15 protein-coding genes are annotated in these 17,061 nt (G+C 61.3%); all 15 read left to right on the forward strand.

All coding sequences use genetic code 11. The features are described 5' to 3' along the window. Window positions 1–6 precede the first annotated feature (6 nt). Complete coding sequence (gene rimP, locus HMPREF3160_RS07415; protein WP_256174161.1) at window positions 7–639, forward strand: ribosome maturation factor RimP; 633 nt, start codon at window positions 7–9, stop codon at window positions 637–639. A gap of 2 nt (window positions 640–641) precedes the next feature. Continuing rightward, a complete protein-coding gene (gene nusA / locus HMPREF3160_RS07420) occupies window positions 642–1,622 on the forward strand; it encodes a transcription termination factor NusA (RefSeq protein WP_035756929.1) in 981 nt (326 codons plus the stop codon). Window positions 1,623–1,680: 58 nt separating this feature from the next. Beyond that, complete coding sequence (locus HMPREF3160_RS10345; RefSeq protein ID WP_070490755.1) at window positions 1,681–1,998, forward strand: YlxR family protein; 318 nt, start codon at window positions 1,681–1,683, stop codon at window positions 1,996–1,998. 261 nt (window positions 1,999–2,259) lie between these two features. Further along, window positions 2,260–5,115 carry a translation initiation factor IF-2 gene (infB, locus tag HMPREF3160_RS07430; protein ID WP_070490756.1) on the forward strand — a complete coding sequence of 952 codons (2,856 nt, stop codon included), beginning with the start codon at window positions 2,260–2,262 and terminating at the stop codon, window positions 5,113–5,115. Window positions 5,116–5,333: 218 nt separating this feature from the next. Continuing rightward, window positions 5,334–5,762: a 30S ribosome-binding factor RbfA gene (gene rbfA / locus HMPREF3160_RS07435; RefSeq protein ID WP_035756935.1), complete on the forward strand. Its 429-nt coding sequence runs from the start codon at window positions 5,334–5,336 to the stop codon at window positions 5,760–5,762. 7 nt (window positions 5,763–5,769) lie between these two features. Next, window positions 5,770–6,678, forward strand: a complete 909-nt coding sequence (truB, locus tag HMPREF3160_RS07440) for a tRNA pseudouridine(55) synthase TruB (RefSeq protein WP_070490713.1) — start codon at window positions 5,770–5,772, stop codon at window positions 6,676–6,678. A gap of 93 nt (window positions 6,679–6,771) precedes the next feature. After that, complete coding sequence (locus HMPREF3160_RS07445; protein WP_035757076.1) at window positions 6,772–7,146, forward strand: hypothetical protein; 375 nt, start codon at window positions 6,772–6,774, stop codon at window positions 7,144–7,146. Between the two features lie 15 nt (window positions 7,147–7,161). Then, window positions 7,162–7,659, forward strand: coding sequence for a hypothetical protein (locus HMPREF3160_RS07450; RefSeq protein ID WP_256174163.1), 498 nt, complete (start codon window positions 7,162–7,164; stop codon window positions 7,657–7,659). A gap of 148 nt (window positions 7,660–7,807) precedes the next feature. Next, window positions 7,808–8,803 carry a bifunctional riboflavin kinase/FAD synthetase gene (locus HMPREF3160_RS07455; RefSeq protein ID WP_070490714.1) on the forward strand — a complete coding sequence of 332 codons (996 nt, stop codon included), beginning with the start codon at window positions 7,808–7,810 and terminating at the stop codon, window positions 8,801–8,803. A gap of 13 nt (window positions 8,804–8,816) precedes the next feature. After that, complete coding sequence (locus HMPREF3160_RS07460; protein ID WP_256174164.1) at window positions 8,817–9,608, forward strand: class I SAM-dependent methyltransferase; 792 nt, start codon at window positions 8,817–8,819, stop codon at window positions 9,606–9,608. A gap of 196 nt (window positions 9,609–9,804) precedes the next feature. Continuing rightward, window positions 9,805–10,074 carry a 30S ribosomal protein S15 gene (gene rpsO, locus HMPREF3160_RS07465; RefSeq protein WP_035756943.1) on the forward strand — a complete coding sequence of 90 codons (270 nt, stop codon included), beginning with the start codon at window positions 9,805–9,807 and terminating at the stop codon, window positions 10,072–10,074. Between the two features lie 261 nt (window positions 10,075–10,335). After that, window positions 10,336–12,564 (forward strand): polyribonucleotide nucleotidyltransferase, encoded by a 2,229-nt coding sequence (locus tag HMPREF3160_RS07470; RefSeq protein WP_035756946.1) that lies wholly within the window; start codon window positions 10,336–10,338, stop codon window positions 12,562–12,564. Window positions 12,565–12,825: 261 nt separating this feature from the next. Next, window positions 12,826–13,599 carry a cyclase family protein gene (locus tag HMPREF3160_RS07475; protein ID WP_070507808.1) on the forward strand — a complete coding sequence of 258 codons (774 nt, stop codon included), beginning with the start codon at window positions 12,826–12,828 and terminating at the stop codon, window positions 13,597–13,599. A gap of 99 nt (window positions 13,600–13,698) precedes the next feature. After that, window positions 13,699–15,387, forward strand: a complete 1,689-nt coding sequence (locus HMPREF3160_RS07480) for a thiamine pyrophosphate-binding protein (protein WP_070507810.1) — start codon at window positions 13,699–13,701, stop codon at window positions 15,385–15,387. A 110-nt stretch (window positions 15,388–15,497) separates the two neighbouring features. After that, on the forward strand, window positions 15,498–17,000 hold the full coding sequence (locus HMPREF3160_RS07485) for a M16 family metallopeptidase (RefSeq protein WP_083285555.1): 1,503 nt from the start codon (window positions 15,498–15,500) through the stop codon (window positions 16,998–17,000). Window positions 17,001–17,061: the final 61 nt, after the last annotated feature.

Consider the following 17,061-nt stretch of genomic DNA (forward strand, 5'->3'; position numbering starts at 1 on the left):
AATAGCGTGTCATCCCACAGCATGCCAGCCGATAACGCGTCGAGGCACGAGGGTTCGCCATGGGCTCCTGAAGCAATCACGCGAGCTATCGAGCCTGTGATCAGCGATGCTGGTTTGATCGTCGAGGACGTCACGGTCAAAGGTGGGAACACACCAACCCTGCAGATTCTGGTTGATCTGCCGAGCGGTACGGATGCGGTGGATCTGGATGTTCTCGCTGAAGTTTCGCAGCAGGTGGGCGAGGTTTTGGATAACGGTTTGCTTGCCTCCTCGGGTGCTTATGAGCTTGAGGTTTCCTCGCCGGGGGCTTCGCGTCCGCTCACACAGCCTCGCCACTTCCAGCGCAACGTGGGCCGTGTGATTCGTGTGGTGAGCGAGGATGAAGACTTCACAGGCACCGTGCTTGAGGCCGACGACGAGGGCATTGTGATCGAGCCGATCAAGCCTGCACCTAAGAAGGGCATGAAAGATAAGGTGCTTGATCCGGTGCGGCGCGAGTATGCTGACATTCGTCGCGCGAAGGTTGACATCGAGGCGACGGCGGCGGCACGGTTGGCTGCCGTAAAGGACGCCGGGGATGCGGCAGAAGAGTCAATGGAAGATCCAGCACAGTCAGGTCTAACGGGCGAGGAGGCCTAAGAATGCATATTGATATGACGGCGTTGCGTCAGCTTGAAAAGGACCGCGATATTCCGCTGGATCGGCTGATCAACGCGATCGAGCATGCGCTTGTCCTCGCTTATGACAAGGAGCCGGGCGCTATCCGCGGAGCGCGTGCGGAATTGGACCGTAAAACCGGTGTCGCCACCATTTGGGCGCCTGAGGTTGATGAGAATAACCAGCGGATCGGTGAGTTCGATGACACGCCTGCGGACTTCGGCCGGGTCGCGGCAGCGACGGCGCGGCAAGTGATCTTCCAGCGCCTGCGCGATGCTGAAGATGAAGCCGTCCTAGGCACCTTCCGTGATAAGCAAGGCGAGATCCTCTCCGGCGTGATCCAGCAGGGCCGTGATCCGCGCATGGTCCAGGTTGATCTTGGAACCCTTGAAGCGGTCCTGCCACCACCGGAGCAGGTACCGGGCGAGGACTATAGCCACGGGCGTCGTCTGCGCGTGTATGTCACCGATGTGCACCGCGGCCCTAAAGGCCCCTCGATCACGGTTTCACGCACCCACCCGCAGCTGGTGCATAAACTGTTTGAACTTGAGGTCCCGGAGATCCAGGACAAGACGGTCGAGATCGTTTCGATCGCACGTGAAGCGGGCCACCGCACCAAGCTCGCGGTGCGTGCCCGCGTTGAGGGCCTCAACGCTAAGGGAGCCTGCATCGGCGAGATGGGTTCTCGTGTGCGCGCGGTGATGACCGAGCTCAACGACGAGAAGATCGACATCATCACGTGGGATCCAGACCCTGCACAGTTTGTAGCTCACGCGCTTTCGCCAGCCAAGGTGCTCTCGGTTGAAGTTTTGAGCGAAGACCTCCACCACGTCCGCGCTGTTGTCCCGGACGATCAGCTCTCACTTGCGATCGGCAAGGAGGGGCAAAACGCTCGTCTTGCGGCCAAGCTCACGGGCTGGAGAATCGACGTTGTCTCGCCAGCGCGTCAGAGCGCGGTAGACTAGACAGGTCAGAAGTTCAGTCTGTTGCGCCCAAATACGGGGCGGAGGATGGGAGTCCGTGGTGAACAAAGGTTCTTCACGTCGCCCCATCCGGACCTGTATAGGGTGCAGGCTCACCGATGACCAAGCCGTTCTTTTGCGGCTAGTGCGAAACCCCGGAAGCGCGCGAGTGGTTCCGGATCCGCAACGCCGTAAAACGGGGCGCGGTGCTTGGGTGCACCGTAACCCCGAGTGTGTACGGCGGGCAGTGAATCGGAACGCAGCGAACAGGGCCTTCAGGGCTCGCAGTGTCGTTGATGAAGATGAGTTGCTTGCCGTCATCAACCTGGGCATAACCGGTGTCCAGGGTTCAACCATGACCGATCAGAAAGCGGGTTAAGAAGAGTGGCAACCCGATGAACACGCAACGGTGATGGGCCAGAGATGAACAACCTCAGGCTCGGAAATCAGCGTGCGTTCCGCTTAGCGGGGCGCACACCACGAAATCTAGGGTCCGTGGTCTTACGCGTCACGTGCAACGCTTTTACTTGATGCGCGTGAGCGTTCAAAAGGATACGCGGACCAGAGAAGGAGAACTGTGGCCAAGAAGGTCCGCGTACATGAGCTCGCTAAAGAGCTCGGCATTCCGTCAAAGGAAGCCATGGCAAAACTTGAGGAGATGGGCGAGTTCGTCCGCTCAGCTTCCTCCACGATCGAGCCGCCGGTCGTCAAGCGTTTGCGGGAAGCATTCCCGAACGCAGCAGGCGGCGATTCCGCTCAGGCGGATCAACCGAAGGTGAAGACTGCGCAGGTTCAGGGTGCGGGAACCCGAACCTCCGATCCAGCTCCAGCAGCTGCCGCTAAGCCAGCTGATGACGCCCCTCAGCCGGAAGCTAAGCCAGCTACCGCAAAGAAGGCGGCATCGGCGGAGAAGCCAGCGCCGAAACCGGGCCCTAAGCCTGGACCTAAACCGGGTCCTAAGCCCGGCCCGAAGCAGGAGCCTAAAGCCGCTGAGAAGCCTGACGCTAAGCCGGCGCCAGCGGCTAAGCCAGGCCCGGCTAAGAAGGCTCCGGCAACGCCTCAGGCGACCCCGCGCGCTGCTGCGCCGAAACCTGGTCCAAAGCCAGGCCCACGCCCAGGTAACAACCCGTTCAGCACCCCATCCTCACAGGGTCGCGGCAACGATGCTGGCCCACGCCCACCTCGCGGTGGCGCACGCCCAGGCCCACGGCCGGGTGGAGGCCGTGGTGGTGCCCCACGTCCAGGCAACAACCCGTTCTCAAACCAGCAGGGCATGCGCGGCGAAGGCGGCGGCCGCGGCGGGCAACGTCAGGGTTCTGCAGGTTCGGGCGGCCCACGTCCAGGCGCGCCACGCCCACCACGCGGTGCGGCCTCGGGTTCAGGCGGTCCCCGCCCTAACCCGAACATGATGCCTAAGAAGCTCGACCTCAACGTCAATCAGCCGCGTCCAGGTGGTGGCCGTTCAGGTGGTGGCGGTCGGCCAGGCGGTGGCGGACGTTCCGGTGGCGGAGGCGGTTTCCGTGGTGGCCGCGGCGGCGGTCGCGGTAACGCGGCAGGAGCATTCGGTCGCGGCGGTCCACGCCGTGGTCGCAACCGCAAGTCCAAGCGCGCCAAGCGCCAGGAGATGGAGCAACAGGGCGCACCAGTCATCGGCGGCGTGGTTGTTCCACGCGGCGATGGCAACACGGTAGTTCGGTTGCGTCGCGGTGCGACCTTGGCTGACTTCGCTGAACGCATCAAGGCAGATCCAGCCGCACTTGTGACGGTGCTGTTCCACCTCGGTGAAATGGCTACGGCTAACCAGTCGCTGGATGAATCGACGTTTGAGATCCTCGGTGAAGAGCTGGGCTATAAGGTCCAGGTCGTGTCCCCAGAGGACGAAGAGCGCGAATTGTTCGAGTCCTTCCACATCGACCTCGAGGCAGAAGCCGAGGCCGAGACCGAGGACATGCTCGAGCCTCGTCCACCTGTGGTGACCATCATGGGTCACGTTGACCACGGTAAGACCCGCACCCTGGATGCGATCCGCCGCTCCAACGTAATCGAGGGTGAAGCCGGCGGCATCACCCAGCACATCGGTGCATACCAGATCTCTACGATGCACGAAGGTGACAACGGTGAAGAGGAACGCCTCTTGACCTTCATTGACACCCCTGGTCACGAAGCCTTCACGGCGATGCGTGCCCGCGGTGCCAAGGTCACTGACATCGCTGTGCTGGTTGTTGCAGCTGACGACGGTGTCATGCCGCAGACGGTTGAAGCGCTCAACCACGCTCAGGCGGCAGACGTGCCGATCGTGGTTGCGGTGAACAAGATCGATAAGCCGGAAGCCAACCCTGAGAAGGTCAAGGGCCAGCTCGCTGAGTACGGCCTGGTCCCTGAGGATTACGGCGGCGACACGATGTTCGTGCCGATCTCCGCTAAGCAGGACATCGGTATCCATGACCTGTTGGATGCGATCCTTCTGACCGCGGACGCAGCGCTCGAGCTACGTGCTAACCCGGATAAGGACGCTCGCGGTATCGCTATCGAAGCGAACCTGGATAAGGGCCGCGGTGCGGTCACGACCGTTTTGGTTCAGTCGGGTACGCTCGCGGTCGGCGACACGATCGTGGCCGGTAAGGCGCACGGTCGCGTCCGTGCGATGTTCGATGAGAACGGTGAAGCGCTCGATGTCGCGTTGCCTTCGCGTGCGGTGCAGGTCTTGGGTCTTTCGAACGTTCCGCGCGCTGGTGACACGTTCATAGTGACTCCGGATGAGCGTACGGCCCGCCAGATCGCAGAGCGCCGCGAGGCAGCGGACCGTAACGCGATGCTCGCTAAGCGCCGTAAGCGCATTACGCTTGAGAACTTCGATGACGCTGTCGCTGAGGGCAAGATCGATACCCTCAACCTCATCCTCAAGGGTGACGTATCCGGTGCTGTTGAAGCGCTTGAGGATTCGCTGCTCAAGATCGATGTGGGCGATGAGGTTCAGTTGCGTGTGATCCACCGTGGCGTGGGTGCTATCACGCAGAACGACGTCAACCTGGCAACGGTCGATAACGCGATTATCATCGGCTTCAACGTCCGCCCCGCAGAGCGTGTCTCTGAGTACGCGGATGAAGAAGGCGTTGACATGCGTTTCTACTCGGTCATCTACCAGGCGATCGAGGACATCGAGAACGCGCTCAAGGGCATGCTCAAGCCTGAATACGAGGAAGTTGAGCTTGGCTCGGCGGAGATCCGCGAAGTGTTCCGTTCCTCGAAGTTCGGTAACATCGCCGGTTCGATTGTCCGTAGCGGCCTGATCCGCCGTAACGCGAACGCTCGTTTGGTCCGTGACGGCAAGGTCGTCAATGACAAGCTCACGATCGAGTCGTTGCGTCGCTTCAAGGATGATGCCACCGAGGTCCGTGAGGGCTACGAATGTGGTATCGGCCTGGGTGGCTTCAACGACATCAAGGAAGGCGACATCATCGAGACGTGGGAGCTTCAAGAGAAGCCACGCGCCTAGTCTGCTGACCACGAGCCTAGTCTGCTTACCAGTAGCTAGCGTTATAAACACAAAGCCCGCGGCGGGTTGAGAGCACATGTGCTCTTGCCCGCCGCGGGCTTTCGCGTTGGCGAGACCGGCTGGTGTCAAGGCAGGGGCTACGCACCGATAGGATGGAGGCAGAGAATATTGTTGGTAGCGCACGCAACTGTTGGTGGTGCGCAGGGAAGGAGCACATCATGACTGGTTCGCCGCGTGCAGCTAAGTTGGCCCAGCGCATCAAGGTGGTTATGGCGCAGGCTCTCACGAAGGTGGTTCGTGATGATGCGATGGAGTCTGTGACGGTCACGGATGCGCGCGTGACGAATGATCTTCAGAATGCGACCGTCTACTACACGGTTTTGGGTGACGATGAGCAGAAGGCTCAGATTGCTGAGCTGTTCGAAGCCAACCGTGGCCGTTTGCGTAAGGAGCTGGGCTCGCAGCTAACAACTCGCTTGACCCCAACCTTGGAGTTCGTTCCGGATGAGGTCCCGATGAACGCCTCCCACGTTGAGGAGCTGTTGCGTGCCGCCCGTGAAAAGGACGCTGCGGTAGCTGAGCTTGCCGAGGGCGCAGAATACGCTGGGGATGCTGAGCCGTATAAGGCACCGGAAGACGAGGCTTAAGCGCTGTATGTCTCAAGCGCAGACTGAACCGACCCCGGGCCTGGTTGTTGTTGATAAGCCCGCTGGGATGACCAGCCACGATGTGGTGGGTCGCTTGCGGCGGCTCGCCGGTACCCGGAAAGTGGGGCATGCGGGCACGTTGGATCCGATGGCGACCGGTGTGCTGGTTGCCGGTGTGGGTCGAGCTACCCGGCTTCTGACCTATATCGTGGGCGAATCGAAGACCTATGTGGCTACGATTCGTTTGGGGGAAACCACCACGACTGAGGACGCCGAAGGGGAGATCCTTGAGCGTCGTTATGTTGCGGCGGTGACTCGCCCCCAGCTTGACGATGCGGTGGCCGGGTTGACGGGGGAGATTCAGCAGGTGCCCTCGGCTGTTTCGGCGATCAAGGTGGACGGTAAACGCGCTTATCAGCGGGTCCGTGACGGGGAGAACGTGCAGTTGCAGGCCCGGGCCGTCACGGTGAACCGTTTCGATGTTTTGGATGTTCGCCGCGCCAATGACGGCACGACGATGGACGTTGACGTTGTGGTCGATTGCTCTTCTGGCACATACGTGCGTGCTTTAGCGCGCGACTTGGGCGAGGCTTTAGGCGTGGGCGGCCATTTGACCGCGTTGCGGCGTACGCGTGTGGGTGGCTTCAATTTGGGCCAGGCTCGCACGCTGGAGCAGCTTGCGGAGCAGTTCATTGTGTTGTCGCTCGCGGATGCTGCCCGCGCGCTGTTCCCGGTCCGGCACGTGAGCGATCAGGAAGCGATTGAGCTCGGGCACGGCCGGCGCATCACGCCGTCGGAGTCGGCGGGGGTGACCGCGGCGATCGACCCGGCCGGTGACTTGATCGCTTTGATCGAGAACAAGGCTCAAGGCACGCATTCGATGGCCAAACCCGCCTTGGTTTTCGCGCCGCGCTAGGCACAGACCCGCCTTCGGTGGTTTTCTAGCTTGCTGGTTTCTCAGTTGTTGGCTTTCTAGGTTGTTGTTCGAGGAGATTCTGTAGTCGTGTTGATGGATGGCTTCGCGATCGCGGGCGTTGTGGTGTGCGTGATCTCGATGATCGTTGGTATCGCGATGACGGTGATCCGCACCTTCCCGGCGGACTCTTCGATTCTGAGCCTCGCGTTGGTTGAGCTGTATCTGGTGGTGTACGGGATTCAGGCCGCGGTGCGGCATGCCGGCTCTGCCCCGCTTCTAGGCGCTGGATGGGAGTTCTGGGGATACCTCGCGACCGCTTTGTTGCTGGTTCCTTTGGCGGCATGGTGGGCGATCGGGGATAAGTCCCGCTGGTCCAACACCGTGATGGCCGCGGCAGGCTTTACTGTGCTGGTCATGCTGGTTCGTATGCAGCAGGTGTGGCACGGTCAAGGATTCTTTGCCGGCTAGGGATTGATGAGTGGAATGGATAATCACGTGAAGGATACGGCACAGCCAGATAACGCACCGCAGCCAGATAACGCACCGCAGTCAGATAACGCAGTGCAGCCAGATAGCCCAGTGCAGACGAAAAATAAGGGCCTTGGCCGGATCCTGGTTGCGGTGTATGGCGTGTTTGCGTTGTCGGCTCTTGCGCGTTCTGTGTATCAGATTGCGACTGATTTCTCGCTCGCGCCGGTCGCGTTCTCGCTCTCGGCGCTCGCGGCTGTGATCTACATCGTGGCTACGGTCGCACTCGCTCTACCGGGTGTCACAGCCTGGCGTGCGGCGTTCGCGGCGGTGATTGTTGAGTTCGTTGGCGTGGTTGCGGTCTCGATCTTGTCGTATATCTCGCCTGAATTGTTCCCGAAGGCGAGCGTGTGGAGCCATTTTGGTCAAGGCTACGGTTATGTTCCGTTCGTTCTGCCCATCATCGGTTTCTGGTGGCTGTGGGTTCACCGGCCCCACAAGGTCGCGGCGTGAGCGTAGAGCGCAGCGGTCGTGGCGTTCGTGAGAGAATAGCGCGGGGTGTCACGGACGGGTGCTTATCCGGCCCGGCCACCGCATCGTGAGGTGACAAGCGCACACCGCGGTGACGTGAGAATCGATCTTCAGCACACGAGGAGTCTTTGTGCATATTTGGACGGATCCTTCTGAGGTTCCGGAGTCGCTGACGTGTTCGGTGGTGACGATCGGTAATTTCGATGGCGTTCACCGCGGGCACATGGCCTTGCTGGAACGGGTTGTTGAGCTCGCTGCCGCGAGCGAGCCGCCGTGTGCCGGTGTTGTGATGACGTTTAGCCCGCATCCTGCCACGGTGCACCGGCCGGCGTTTGCGCCGGTTCCGATCATGGCTGATGAGATCAAGGACATCCACTGTGCTGAGGCCGGGGTTGACGCGGTTCTGCGCCTGAACTACACGTGGGAGTTCGCGCAACAGACCCCTGAAGAGTTCGTGAAGAACTACGTGGTGGATGTGTTGCATGCCCGTGCCGTGGTGGTGGGTGAGGACGTGCGGTTCGGCCTGGACAACGCGGGTGACATCGAGTGTTTGCGCACGCTGGGTGAGAAGTTTGGTTTCGAGGTTGTCACGCTGGCTGATGTGGGCCTGCAGCGGCGCTGGTCCTCGACGTGGGTGCGTGAAGCGCTGCAGGTGGGGGATGTGAAATCCGCGGCGGAGGTTTTGGGCCGTAATCACCGCATGTTCGGGACGGTGGCGCACGGTTTCGCGCGCGGCCGCGAGCTCGGTTTCCCTACCGCGAATCTGGCCGATGACGCGACCGGTCTGATGCCGGCTGACGGCGTGTATGCGGGCTGGTTGATCGATCAGGCCGGGGTGTGGTGGCCGTCTGCGATCTCGATTGGTACGAACCCGACGTTCGATGGCGTGGTGCGTGTCGCTGAGGCGTTTGTGATGGGCCGTCCCGAGGGCGAGCAGGTCGAGGACTTTAACTTGTATGAGCAGGATGTGGTGCTCGAGTTTGTGGACCACTTACGGCCAACCATCACCTACCGCGGCCCTGAGGCGCTCATCGAGCAGATGCACATGGACGTTGACCGTGCTCGTGAGATTCTGCGCGCTGATGCCAAAGCCCGACCTGACGTGGTCAAAGTAGCCGCTGGCTGAGAACGGTTCAGGTTTGACGGGGCAAGTCCCGAATCTTCCGCAGCGCGGGCCGAATCTGGCTGGCGCGAAGCGTGCGTTGATCGGTTCTGCGTGGGCTGGTTCGGGTACCGACTACGATGCGGTTCGGCCTACCTATCCGCAGTGGTGCGTGCCGTGGCTGCTAGATGGTAGCGCTACCCGTCGCGTGGTCGAGGTCGGCGCGGGGACGGGCTTGTTCACGCGCGACCTGGTTACATCGGGGCATCGGGTGATAGCGGTTGAACCTTCCGTATCGATGCTTGAGGTGCTGCGGAAACAGGTTCCTGGGGTTGAACACACGTTGATCGGCACGGGGGAGTCCACCGGTCTGGAGGAAACGGTCGATGCGGTGGTTGCCGCGCAAGCGTGGCATTGGGTTGATCCGATCGAGGCTGGCGCCGAGGCCGCGCGCATCACCCAGGCAGCGAGTGACCCGGTGCTGGGGCTTGTGTGGAATCAGCTGGATGTGCAGGTGCCGTGGGTGCACCGTTTAGCGCGGATCATGCATGCCGGCGATGTGCATCGGGATGCTCAAGCTGCCGCGCGGGCGGGGCCGCTGTGGCGTATCGAGGCGGTCCGCGAAGACCGTTGGGTGCAGCGGCTCAGTGTTGAGCAGGTGTTCGAGCTGACCCGCACGCGAGCCTATTGGTTGCGGGCGAATCAGAAGACCCGGCAGCGGGTTGAAGATAACCTGCGCTGGTACTTGCACGAGCATCTGGGGTTTGAGCCGGGGGAGCGCATCGAGCTTCCATACCGGACACTCGCGGTACGCAACACACGCACGTGAGACTCGCGTGAAGCGGCCCGCCGCCGCTGTGTTCTGAGGCTCATCGCGGGCTTTGGATCGGCTTGATAGACTTATAGCTGGTGTTAGCTGCAGTCCGCGGTGGCTACCACCCCCGGCGACGATGGCCCAGCGATATCAGTTGAGGGCGATCCCGTGCGGGTTCACTGTACGCGGCACACTCTCAAGGAGTAAATACATGGCTCTTGACCAGGCCGTAAAGCAAGAGATCATCAAGGAATACGCGATCCACGAGGGCGACACTGGTTCCCCTGAGGTTCAGATCGCTGTCATGTCCCGTCGTATCTCTGACCTGACTGAGCACCTGAAGCATCACAAGCACGACCACCACACCCGTCGTGGCCTCATGGCCCTGGTCGGTCGCCGCCGCCGCATGCTTGGCTACCTCAAGTCTGTAGACATTGAGCGTTACCGTTCGCTGATCGAGCGCCTCGGTCTGCGCCGCTAATGTCTCACGTTTAACGCCCCGGAAAAGCTTTCCGGGGCGTTAACGCATCAGAAGTTCAAACATCAATATCTAATCCAATACATAGTCAAGAACGTTGACGCTCAAGACGTTCGCGTGTGGTCCTCGGTAGTGGCCCGCGGTGCAGCCCATTCAGATTCGTCCTCAACAGGGCGGCCAGATTGCAGTACCGATGGCCTCGATCGAGCACCAACCGCGAAAACGCGTTTCGTTGTTGACGTGCATTTTGAGGAGAAAACTGTAGTGGAAGCTACTGACATTCAGTATTCAGAGGCCGTGATTGATAACGGCCGTTTTGGTAAGCGCACCATCCGTTTCGAGACCGGCCACGTAGCCAAGCAGGCTGCTGGTTCGGCGATGGTGTTCCTCGATGACGACACCTCGATGCTCTCGGCAACCACCGCCGGTAAGCATCCGCGTGAGGGCTTCGATTTCTTCCCGCTCACCGTCGATGTTGAAGAGCGCATGTACGCCGCGGGTAAGATCCCGGGCTCGTTCTTCCGCCGTGAAGGCCGTCCATCGACTGAGGCGATCCTCGCGTGCCGTCTGATGGACCGCCCGCTGCGCCCGTCCTTCGTCAAGGGCCTGCGCAACGAGGTTCAGATCGTGGTCATGGTGACCTCGATCAACCCGGATGACTACTACGATGTGGTCGCTATCAACGCTTCCTCGATGTCCACCCAGCTCTCCGGTCTGCCGTTCTCCGGCCCGATCGGTGGCGTGCGCATCGCGCTCATCGAAGACAGCGAAGGCCCACAGTGGGTTGCGTTCCCAACCAAGACCCAGCTTGATGAGGCCGTGTTCAACATGGTTGTTGCAGGCCGCGTTGCTGGCGATGATGTTGCGATCATGATGGTCGAGGCTGGCGCTACCGATCACGCGTGGGAACTCATCCACGATCGCGGCGTCACGGCACCGACCGAGACCGTTGTCGCTGAAGGCCTCGAAGCCGCCAAGCCATTCATCCGTGCACTCGTTGAGGCGCAGGCCGACCTCGCATCGCGCGCGGCTAAGCCTGCCCGTGAGTTCCCGATCTTCCTCGACTTCGAGGACGACGCCTACGAGGCAGTCGAGAAGATCGCTGCGCAGAAGCTTGCAGAGGTCTACCAGATCGCTGATAAGCAGGAGCGCCAGGACGCTGACGACGCGCTGAAGGAAGAGGTCCTTGAGGCTCTGGCCGGTGAGGGCAAGGAGTTCGAGGAACGCGAATCCGAGGTCTCCAAGGCATACGGTGCACTCACCAAGCACATCGTGCGTCAGCGCATCTTGAAGGACCAGGTCCGCATCGACGGTCGTGGTTTGACTGACATCCGCCAGCTGCTGGCCGAGGTCGAGGTTCTGCCGCGCGTTCACGGTTCCGCGATCTTCGAGCGCGGCGAAACCCAGATCATGGGTGTTACGACCCTGAACATGCTCAAGATGGAGCAGCAGATCGATTCGCTCGCCCCAGAGAAGGCGAAGCGCTACATGCACCACTACAACTTCCCGCCGTTCTCCACGGGCGAGACGGGCCGTGTCGGCTCGCCAAAGCGCCGCGAGATCGGCCACGGCGCCCTCGCGGAGCGCGCTCTGGTTCCGGTTCTGCCATCGCGTGATGAATTCCCATACGCGATCCGCCAGGTTTCCGAAGCGTTGGGCTCCAACGGCTCGACCTCGATGGGTTCGGTCTGCGCATCGACTCTGTCGATGTACAACGCTGGTGTTCCACTCAAGGCACCTGTTGCAGGTATCGCGATGGGCCTGGTCACCGACACGGTGGACGGCGAGACCCGCTACGCGGCCCTGACTGACATCCTCGGTGCTGAAGACGCGATGGGTGACATGGACTTCAAGGTGGCCGGTACCCGCGATTTCATTACCGCGATCCAGCTGGACACCAAGCTCGACGGCATCCCGGCTTCCGTGCTCGCTGCCGCACTCAAGCAGGCTCACGAGGCCCGCGTTCACATCCTGGACGTCATGGATTCTGCGATCGACGCCCCAGACGAGATGTCCCCATACGCTCCACGCATCATCTCGGTGAAGATCCCAGTGGACAAGATCGGTGAGGTCATTGGTCCTAAGGGCAAGATGATCAACCAGATTCAGGAAGACACCGGCGCTGAAATCTCGATCGAAGATGACGGCACGGTCCTGATCGGCGCCACTGACGGCGCTGCGGCTGAAGCTGCACGCGCAACGATCAACGCGATGGCTAACCCGCAGATCCCTGAGGTTGGCGAGCGTTACCTCGGTACCGTGGTGAAGCTGACCTCCTTCGGCGCGTTCATTTCGCTCACGCCAGGCAAGGATGGCCTGCTGCACATCTCCGAGTTGCGTAAGCTCAACGGCGGCCAGCGCGTCAACGACGTCGAAGACGTTGTGGGCGTGGGCCAGAAGCTCCAGGTTGAGATCACCAAGGTTGACGACCGCGGCAAGCTCTCGCTCGCCCCAGTCGTTGACGAGGAAGCAGCTGAGAAAGACGCCGAGTAAGGCCTCAGCGCACGCGTGGCTGTGATCGCTTGAGCTGATTCGCTGATACGCGGGCCCCGGAACCAATCAACGGTTCCGGGGCCTTTGCTGTAAGGGGGTCTTGTGCTGTAAGGGTCTGTGCGTCTGGTGCCCACGTCATGCATCGTCATTGGTTTGGGTTGCGAGTGAGGCGTGGATCACGATGGTTAGCATTGTTAACCAAACGTTCTTAACTAAGCATTACTAACCATCGGCGCAGTTGTATTGGATTCTGGAGGGGCGATGTCTGCAGTAGAGGCGTTCTTGGCCGGGGTGGCATCCGGTTCGATAGAGATGGTGGATCTTACAGCGCCGTTGTCGTCTGAGACGCCGACGTTGACGTTGCCTGACCCGTTCCCGAACCTGAATGACTTCAGCCTCGAACAAGTCTCGGCCTATGACGAGCCGGGCCCGTTCTGGAAGCACCACAACATCCGTACCGGTGAGCACATCGGAACCCATTTGGATGCCCCGATCCACTGGATCAGCGGCCGCGAGGGTAAGGACGTATCCCAGATCGATCTGCCGCGGCTGACTGGCCCGGCGCTGGTCTTGGATTTCACCGCTGAGGTTGAGGCTGACCCTGATTTCTTGGTCGACGTTGAGCACTTGAAGGCGTGGCAAGAACGTCACGGCGCGTTCCCCGAGGGTGCGTGGTTGTTGTTCCGCACCGGCTGGGATCAGCACGATCACAGCGAGGAAGCGTTCCTCAACGCGGACGAGGCCGGTTCCCACACCCCAGGCTTCACGGTCGAATGCGCCCGCTACATGGCGGATGAGCTACCGATTTCGGGTATGGGCGTTGAGACTGTCGGGATCGATGCCGGCCGCGGCGGGGAACAGGACCCACCGTTCCCGGTGCACTACTATCTGCTGGGTGCGGATAAATACGGGATCACGTCGTTGAAGAACCTCGCGAAGCTACCAACAACTGGCTCGATGATCTGTGTGGCCCCGCTACCGATCGTGGGCGGCACCGGCTCCCCATGCCGTGTCTACACGTTCGTTGAGAAGTAAAACGAGCACGGCGAAGTAACGCCTCCGGTGCGAACTCGGCCCTGCCGTCACTGAGGTTGGGTGCCGGCGCTAAGGCATTGGAAGATTGAAGAAGTGGTTATGAACGTCGCTGAACAGGTCGCAGCCCTGCTGGCCCAGTTGGGTGTGGGGCACGCTTTCGGTGTGGTGGGTAGCGGTAATTTCGTGGTCACGAACGCGTTGAAAGCCCACGGGGTCCCGTTCACCGCGGCCCGTCACGAGGGCGGGGCGGCGAACATGGCGGACGCGTATGCCCGTGTTTCGGGCAAGGTTTCGGTGCTGAGCGTGCATCAGGGCTGTGGGCTGACGAACGCGACCACCGGGATCGGTGAGGCCGCGAAGTCCCGCACCCCGATGATCGTTCTGACCGGTGAGTCCGCGGCGAGCGCTGTGAGCTCTAACTTCGCGATGGATCAGGATGGGCTAGCGGAGTCGGTGTATGCGGTCTCGGAGCGGCTTCATTCTGCTGAGACGGTGGTGGACGATGTGGTGCGCGCCTATCGCACGGCGGTCAACGACCGCAGGACGGTGGTTTTGAACCTCCCGTTGGATGTTCAGGTTCAGCCCGCGTACGCTGATCAAGCCGGTCCGGCCCGCGCTGTTCCAGCCGCTGAGCGTCTACATCGGGCGGAACCTGTGCGGCCTTCGCGGGTGAGCGTTGCCGCGCTCGCGGAGCTGATCATTCGGGCGCAGCGCCCTGTGTTCGTTGCTGGGCGCGGCGCGAAGCACGCAGGTGGTGTGATCTCGCAACTGGCGGAGCATACGGGTGCGCTGTTGGCTACCTCGGCGGTTGTGAAGGGGCTTTTCAACGGCAAGGATTACAACCTCGGGATCTCCGGGGGATTCTCATCGCCTGTGACGGCCGAGCTCATCAGCAACGCGGATCTCATTGTGGGGTTCGGGTGCGCGATGAACATGTGGACCATGCGGCACGGAACCCTGATCAGCCCGGATGCGGCGGTGGTGCAGGTCGATTGTGAAGACGCCGCGCTGGGGCGTAACCGGCCCATTACGCTCGGGGTGCTCGGCGACACCGCCGAAACCGCCGCCGATGTGCTTGAGCACATCCGTGAACAGCACCCGGCACCTCGCACCGGCTACCGGACGCAAGCCAACCGCGAACTCATCGCTTCCCGCAGCTCGTGGGCGAGCGAACCCTACAGCGACTTGTCCACTGACGCCGGAACGCAAGCGCGCATCGACCCACGTACGTTGACCATCGAACTCAACAAGATCCTGCCTGCCGAACGCATCGTGAGCATCGATTCGGGTAACTTCATGGGGTATCCGAGCCAGTTTCTGGATGTTCCGGACGCTGACGGGTTCTGCTTCACGCAGGCTTTCCAGGCGATCGGGCTGGGGCTGGGCACCGCGATCGGCGCGGCGCTGGCCCGGCCGGACCGGATGCCGGTTCTGGGAACCGGGGATGGTGGATTCCATATGGCGATCGCGGAGCTTGAGACAGCGGTCCGGTTGCGGCTTCCGCTCGTGTGCATCGTCTATAACGATGCCGCATACGGAGCCGAGATCCACCACTTCAACGCGGACGGTTCAGAACCTGACATGTCCACGGTCACGTTCCCGGATACCGACATCGCGGCGATCGCCCGCGGTTTCGGAGCCGAAGGGGTTACGGTGCGTAGGGTCCAGGACCTCGCGGCGGTACGCGAATGGCTCGCTAGCGATCCTCAAGCGCCGCTCGTGATTGACGCGAAGATCGCATCGGACTCCGGGGCGTGGTGGCTCGCGGAAGCCTTCAAAGGCCACTGAGCTACCTCAGCCGCGGTGCTGTATAACCACTGAGTCACATAACCCACTGAGTTGCATAGCTTGCTGAGCTATATAACCTAGCGCGAAAGGATTTCGTTGTGCCGATAGATTTGCCGTTGGTCCCGTCCCCTGAGCGTCTTGAGCAGACGCTTCGGCAGGATGAGGACGGCTCGGTGGTTCGCCGCACGGTTTTGCCTTCAGGGGTTCGGATTCTGACGGAGCACATGCCGGCGGCACTTTCGGCTTCGGTGGGTTTCTGGGTGGGCGTGGGTTCCCGTGATGAGGCTGAAGGCCAATACGGTTCCACACACTTCTTGGAACACCTGTTGTTCAAGGGCACCCCGACCCGTTCGGCCTTCGATATTTCCTTGGCTTTTGACCGCGTGGGTGGGGAAGCGAATGCCGCAACCACCAAGGAGACCACGTGCTATCACGCCCGCGTTTTGGGTGAGGACCTGCCGATGGCGATCGAAGTCATCTCTGACATGGTGACCCAGCCCCTCCTGGACCACGAAGAAGCCGAACGGGAGCGCGGGGTCATCTTGGATGAGCTTGCGATGGATGCCGATGACCCGCTCTCAATGGCCCACGAGCAGTTCTCTCGGCTCATCTTTGGCGAGCATCCATTGGCCCGCCCCGTAGGCGGTACGCGTTCCGAGATCCGCGAACTCAAGGTTGCAGAGTTCCGTGACCACTACAACAAGTATTACTCCCCGGAAACGCTCGTGATCACGGCGGCGGGCGCGGTAGAGCACGATGAGGTGGTTCGGTTGGTTACCCAGGCCCTCAAAGACGGCGGCTGGGATCTAGAGACCGAACGCACGCCGATGCCGCGCCGCACCGGCGTGTACGGGGTAGAAGTGGACGCGCAGGCCCTGGCAACCCACGACGGTATCCCTGAGCCTGTTGAGGAGCTACGGGCAATGCCCGGCTCCCAGTCCGGTGTTTTCCGCATCTATAAAGACATCGAACAAGCCCAAGTGTTCCTGGGCGTTCCGGGCCTGCCCTCGGATTCAGAGAACCGCTTTGCGCTCTCGATCCTCTCCACGGTGCTAGGCGGGGGAATGTCCTCACGCCTCTTCCAGGAAGTGCGTGAACGCCGCGGACTCGCGTACTCAACGTTCGCGATGACCGCCGGCTATTCAGACACCGGGTTCTTCTCACTGTATGCCGGATGCGCTCCCGAAGACGCCGAAACCACGCTCACGGTCTTAGGGGAGCAGTTCGACCTCATCGCCGCTGCCGGCATCACCGAGGACGAACTCGACTGGGCAGTCGGCTCACTCGCCGGCCAATCCGTGTTGACCGGCGAGGACCACGGGCCACGCATGTCACGCCTAGCAGGAGCTGAACTCATGACCGGCCACTACGTAACCCTCGAAGAAACACTCGAGAAACTGCGGGCCGTAACCATCGATGAGGTCAAGGCGCTCGCCGCCCGTCTAGCCGCGCAACCGCGAACCGCCGTGATCCTCGCGCCCGAGGCTTTCATCGGCCAGGCCGGTGATCTAACTGAGCCCGGTGACGCCACTGCGCCCGGTTACGTCACTGAGCCTGATTACGTAACTGAGCCTGATTACGTAACGAGGGCCAGCGGCGCCGCCACCCGGTAACCTTAACGGCAACTGCGCTTTACAACTGCAGAATTAGGTTTCACGGGCAACCGTGTCAGGA

Source organism: Arthrobacter sp. HMSC06H05 (assembly GCF_001807395.1).
In the GTDB taxonomy this organism is placed as follows: domain Bacteria; phylum Actinomycetota; class Actinomycetes; order Actinomycetales; family Micrococcaceae; genus Pseudoglutamicibacter; species Pseudoglutamicibacter albus.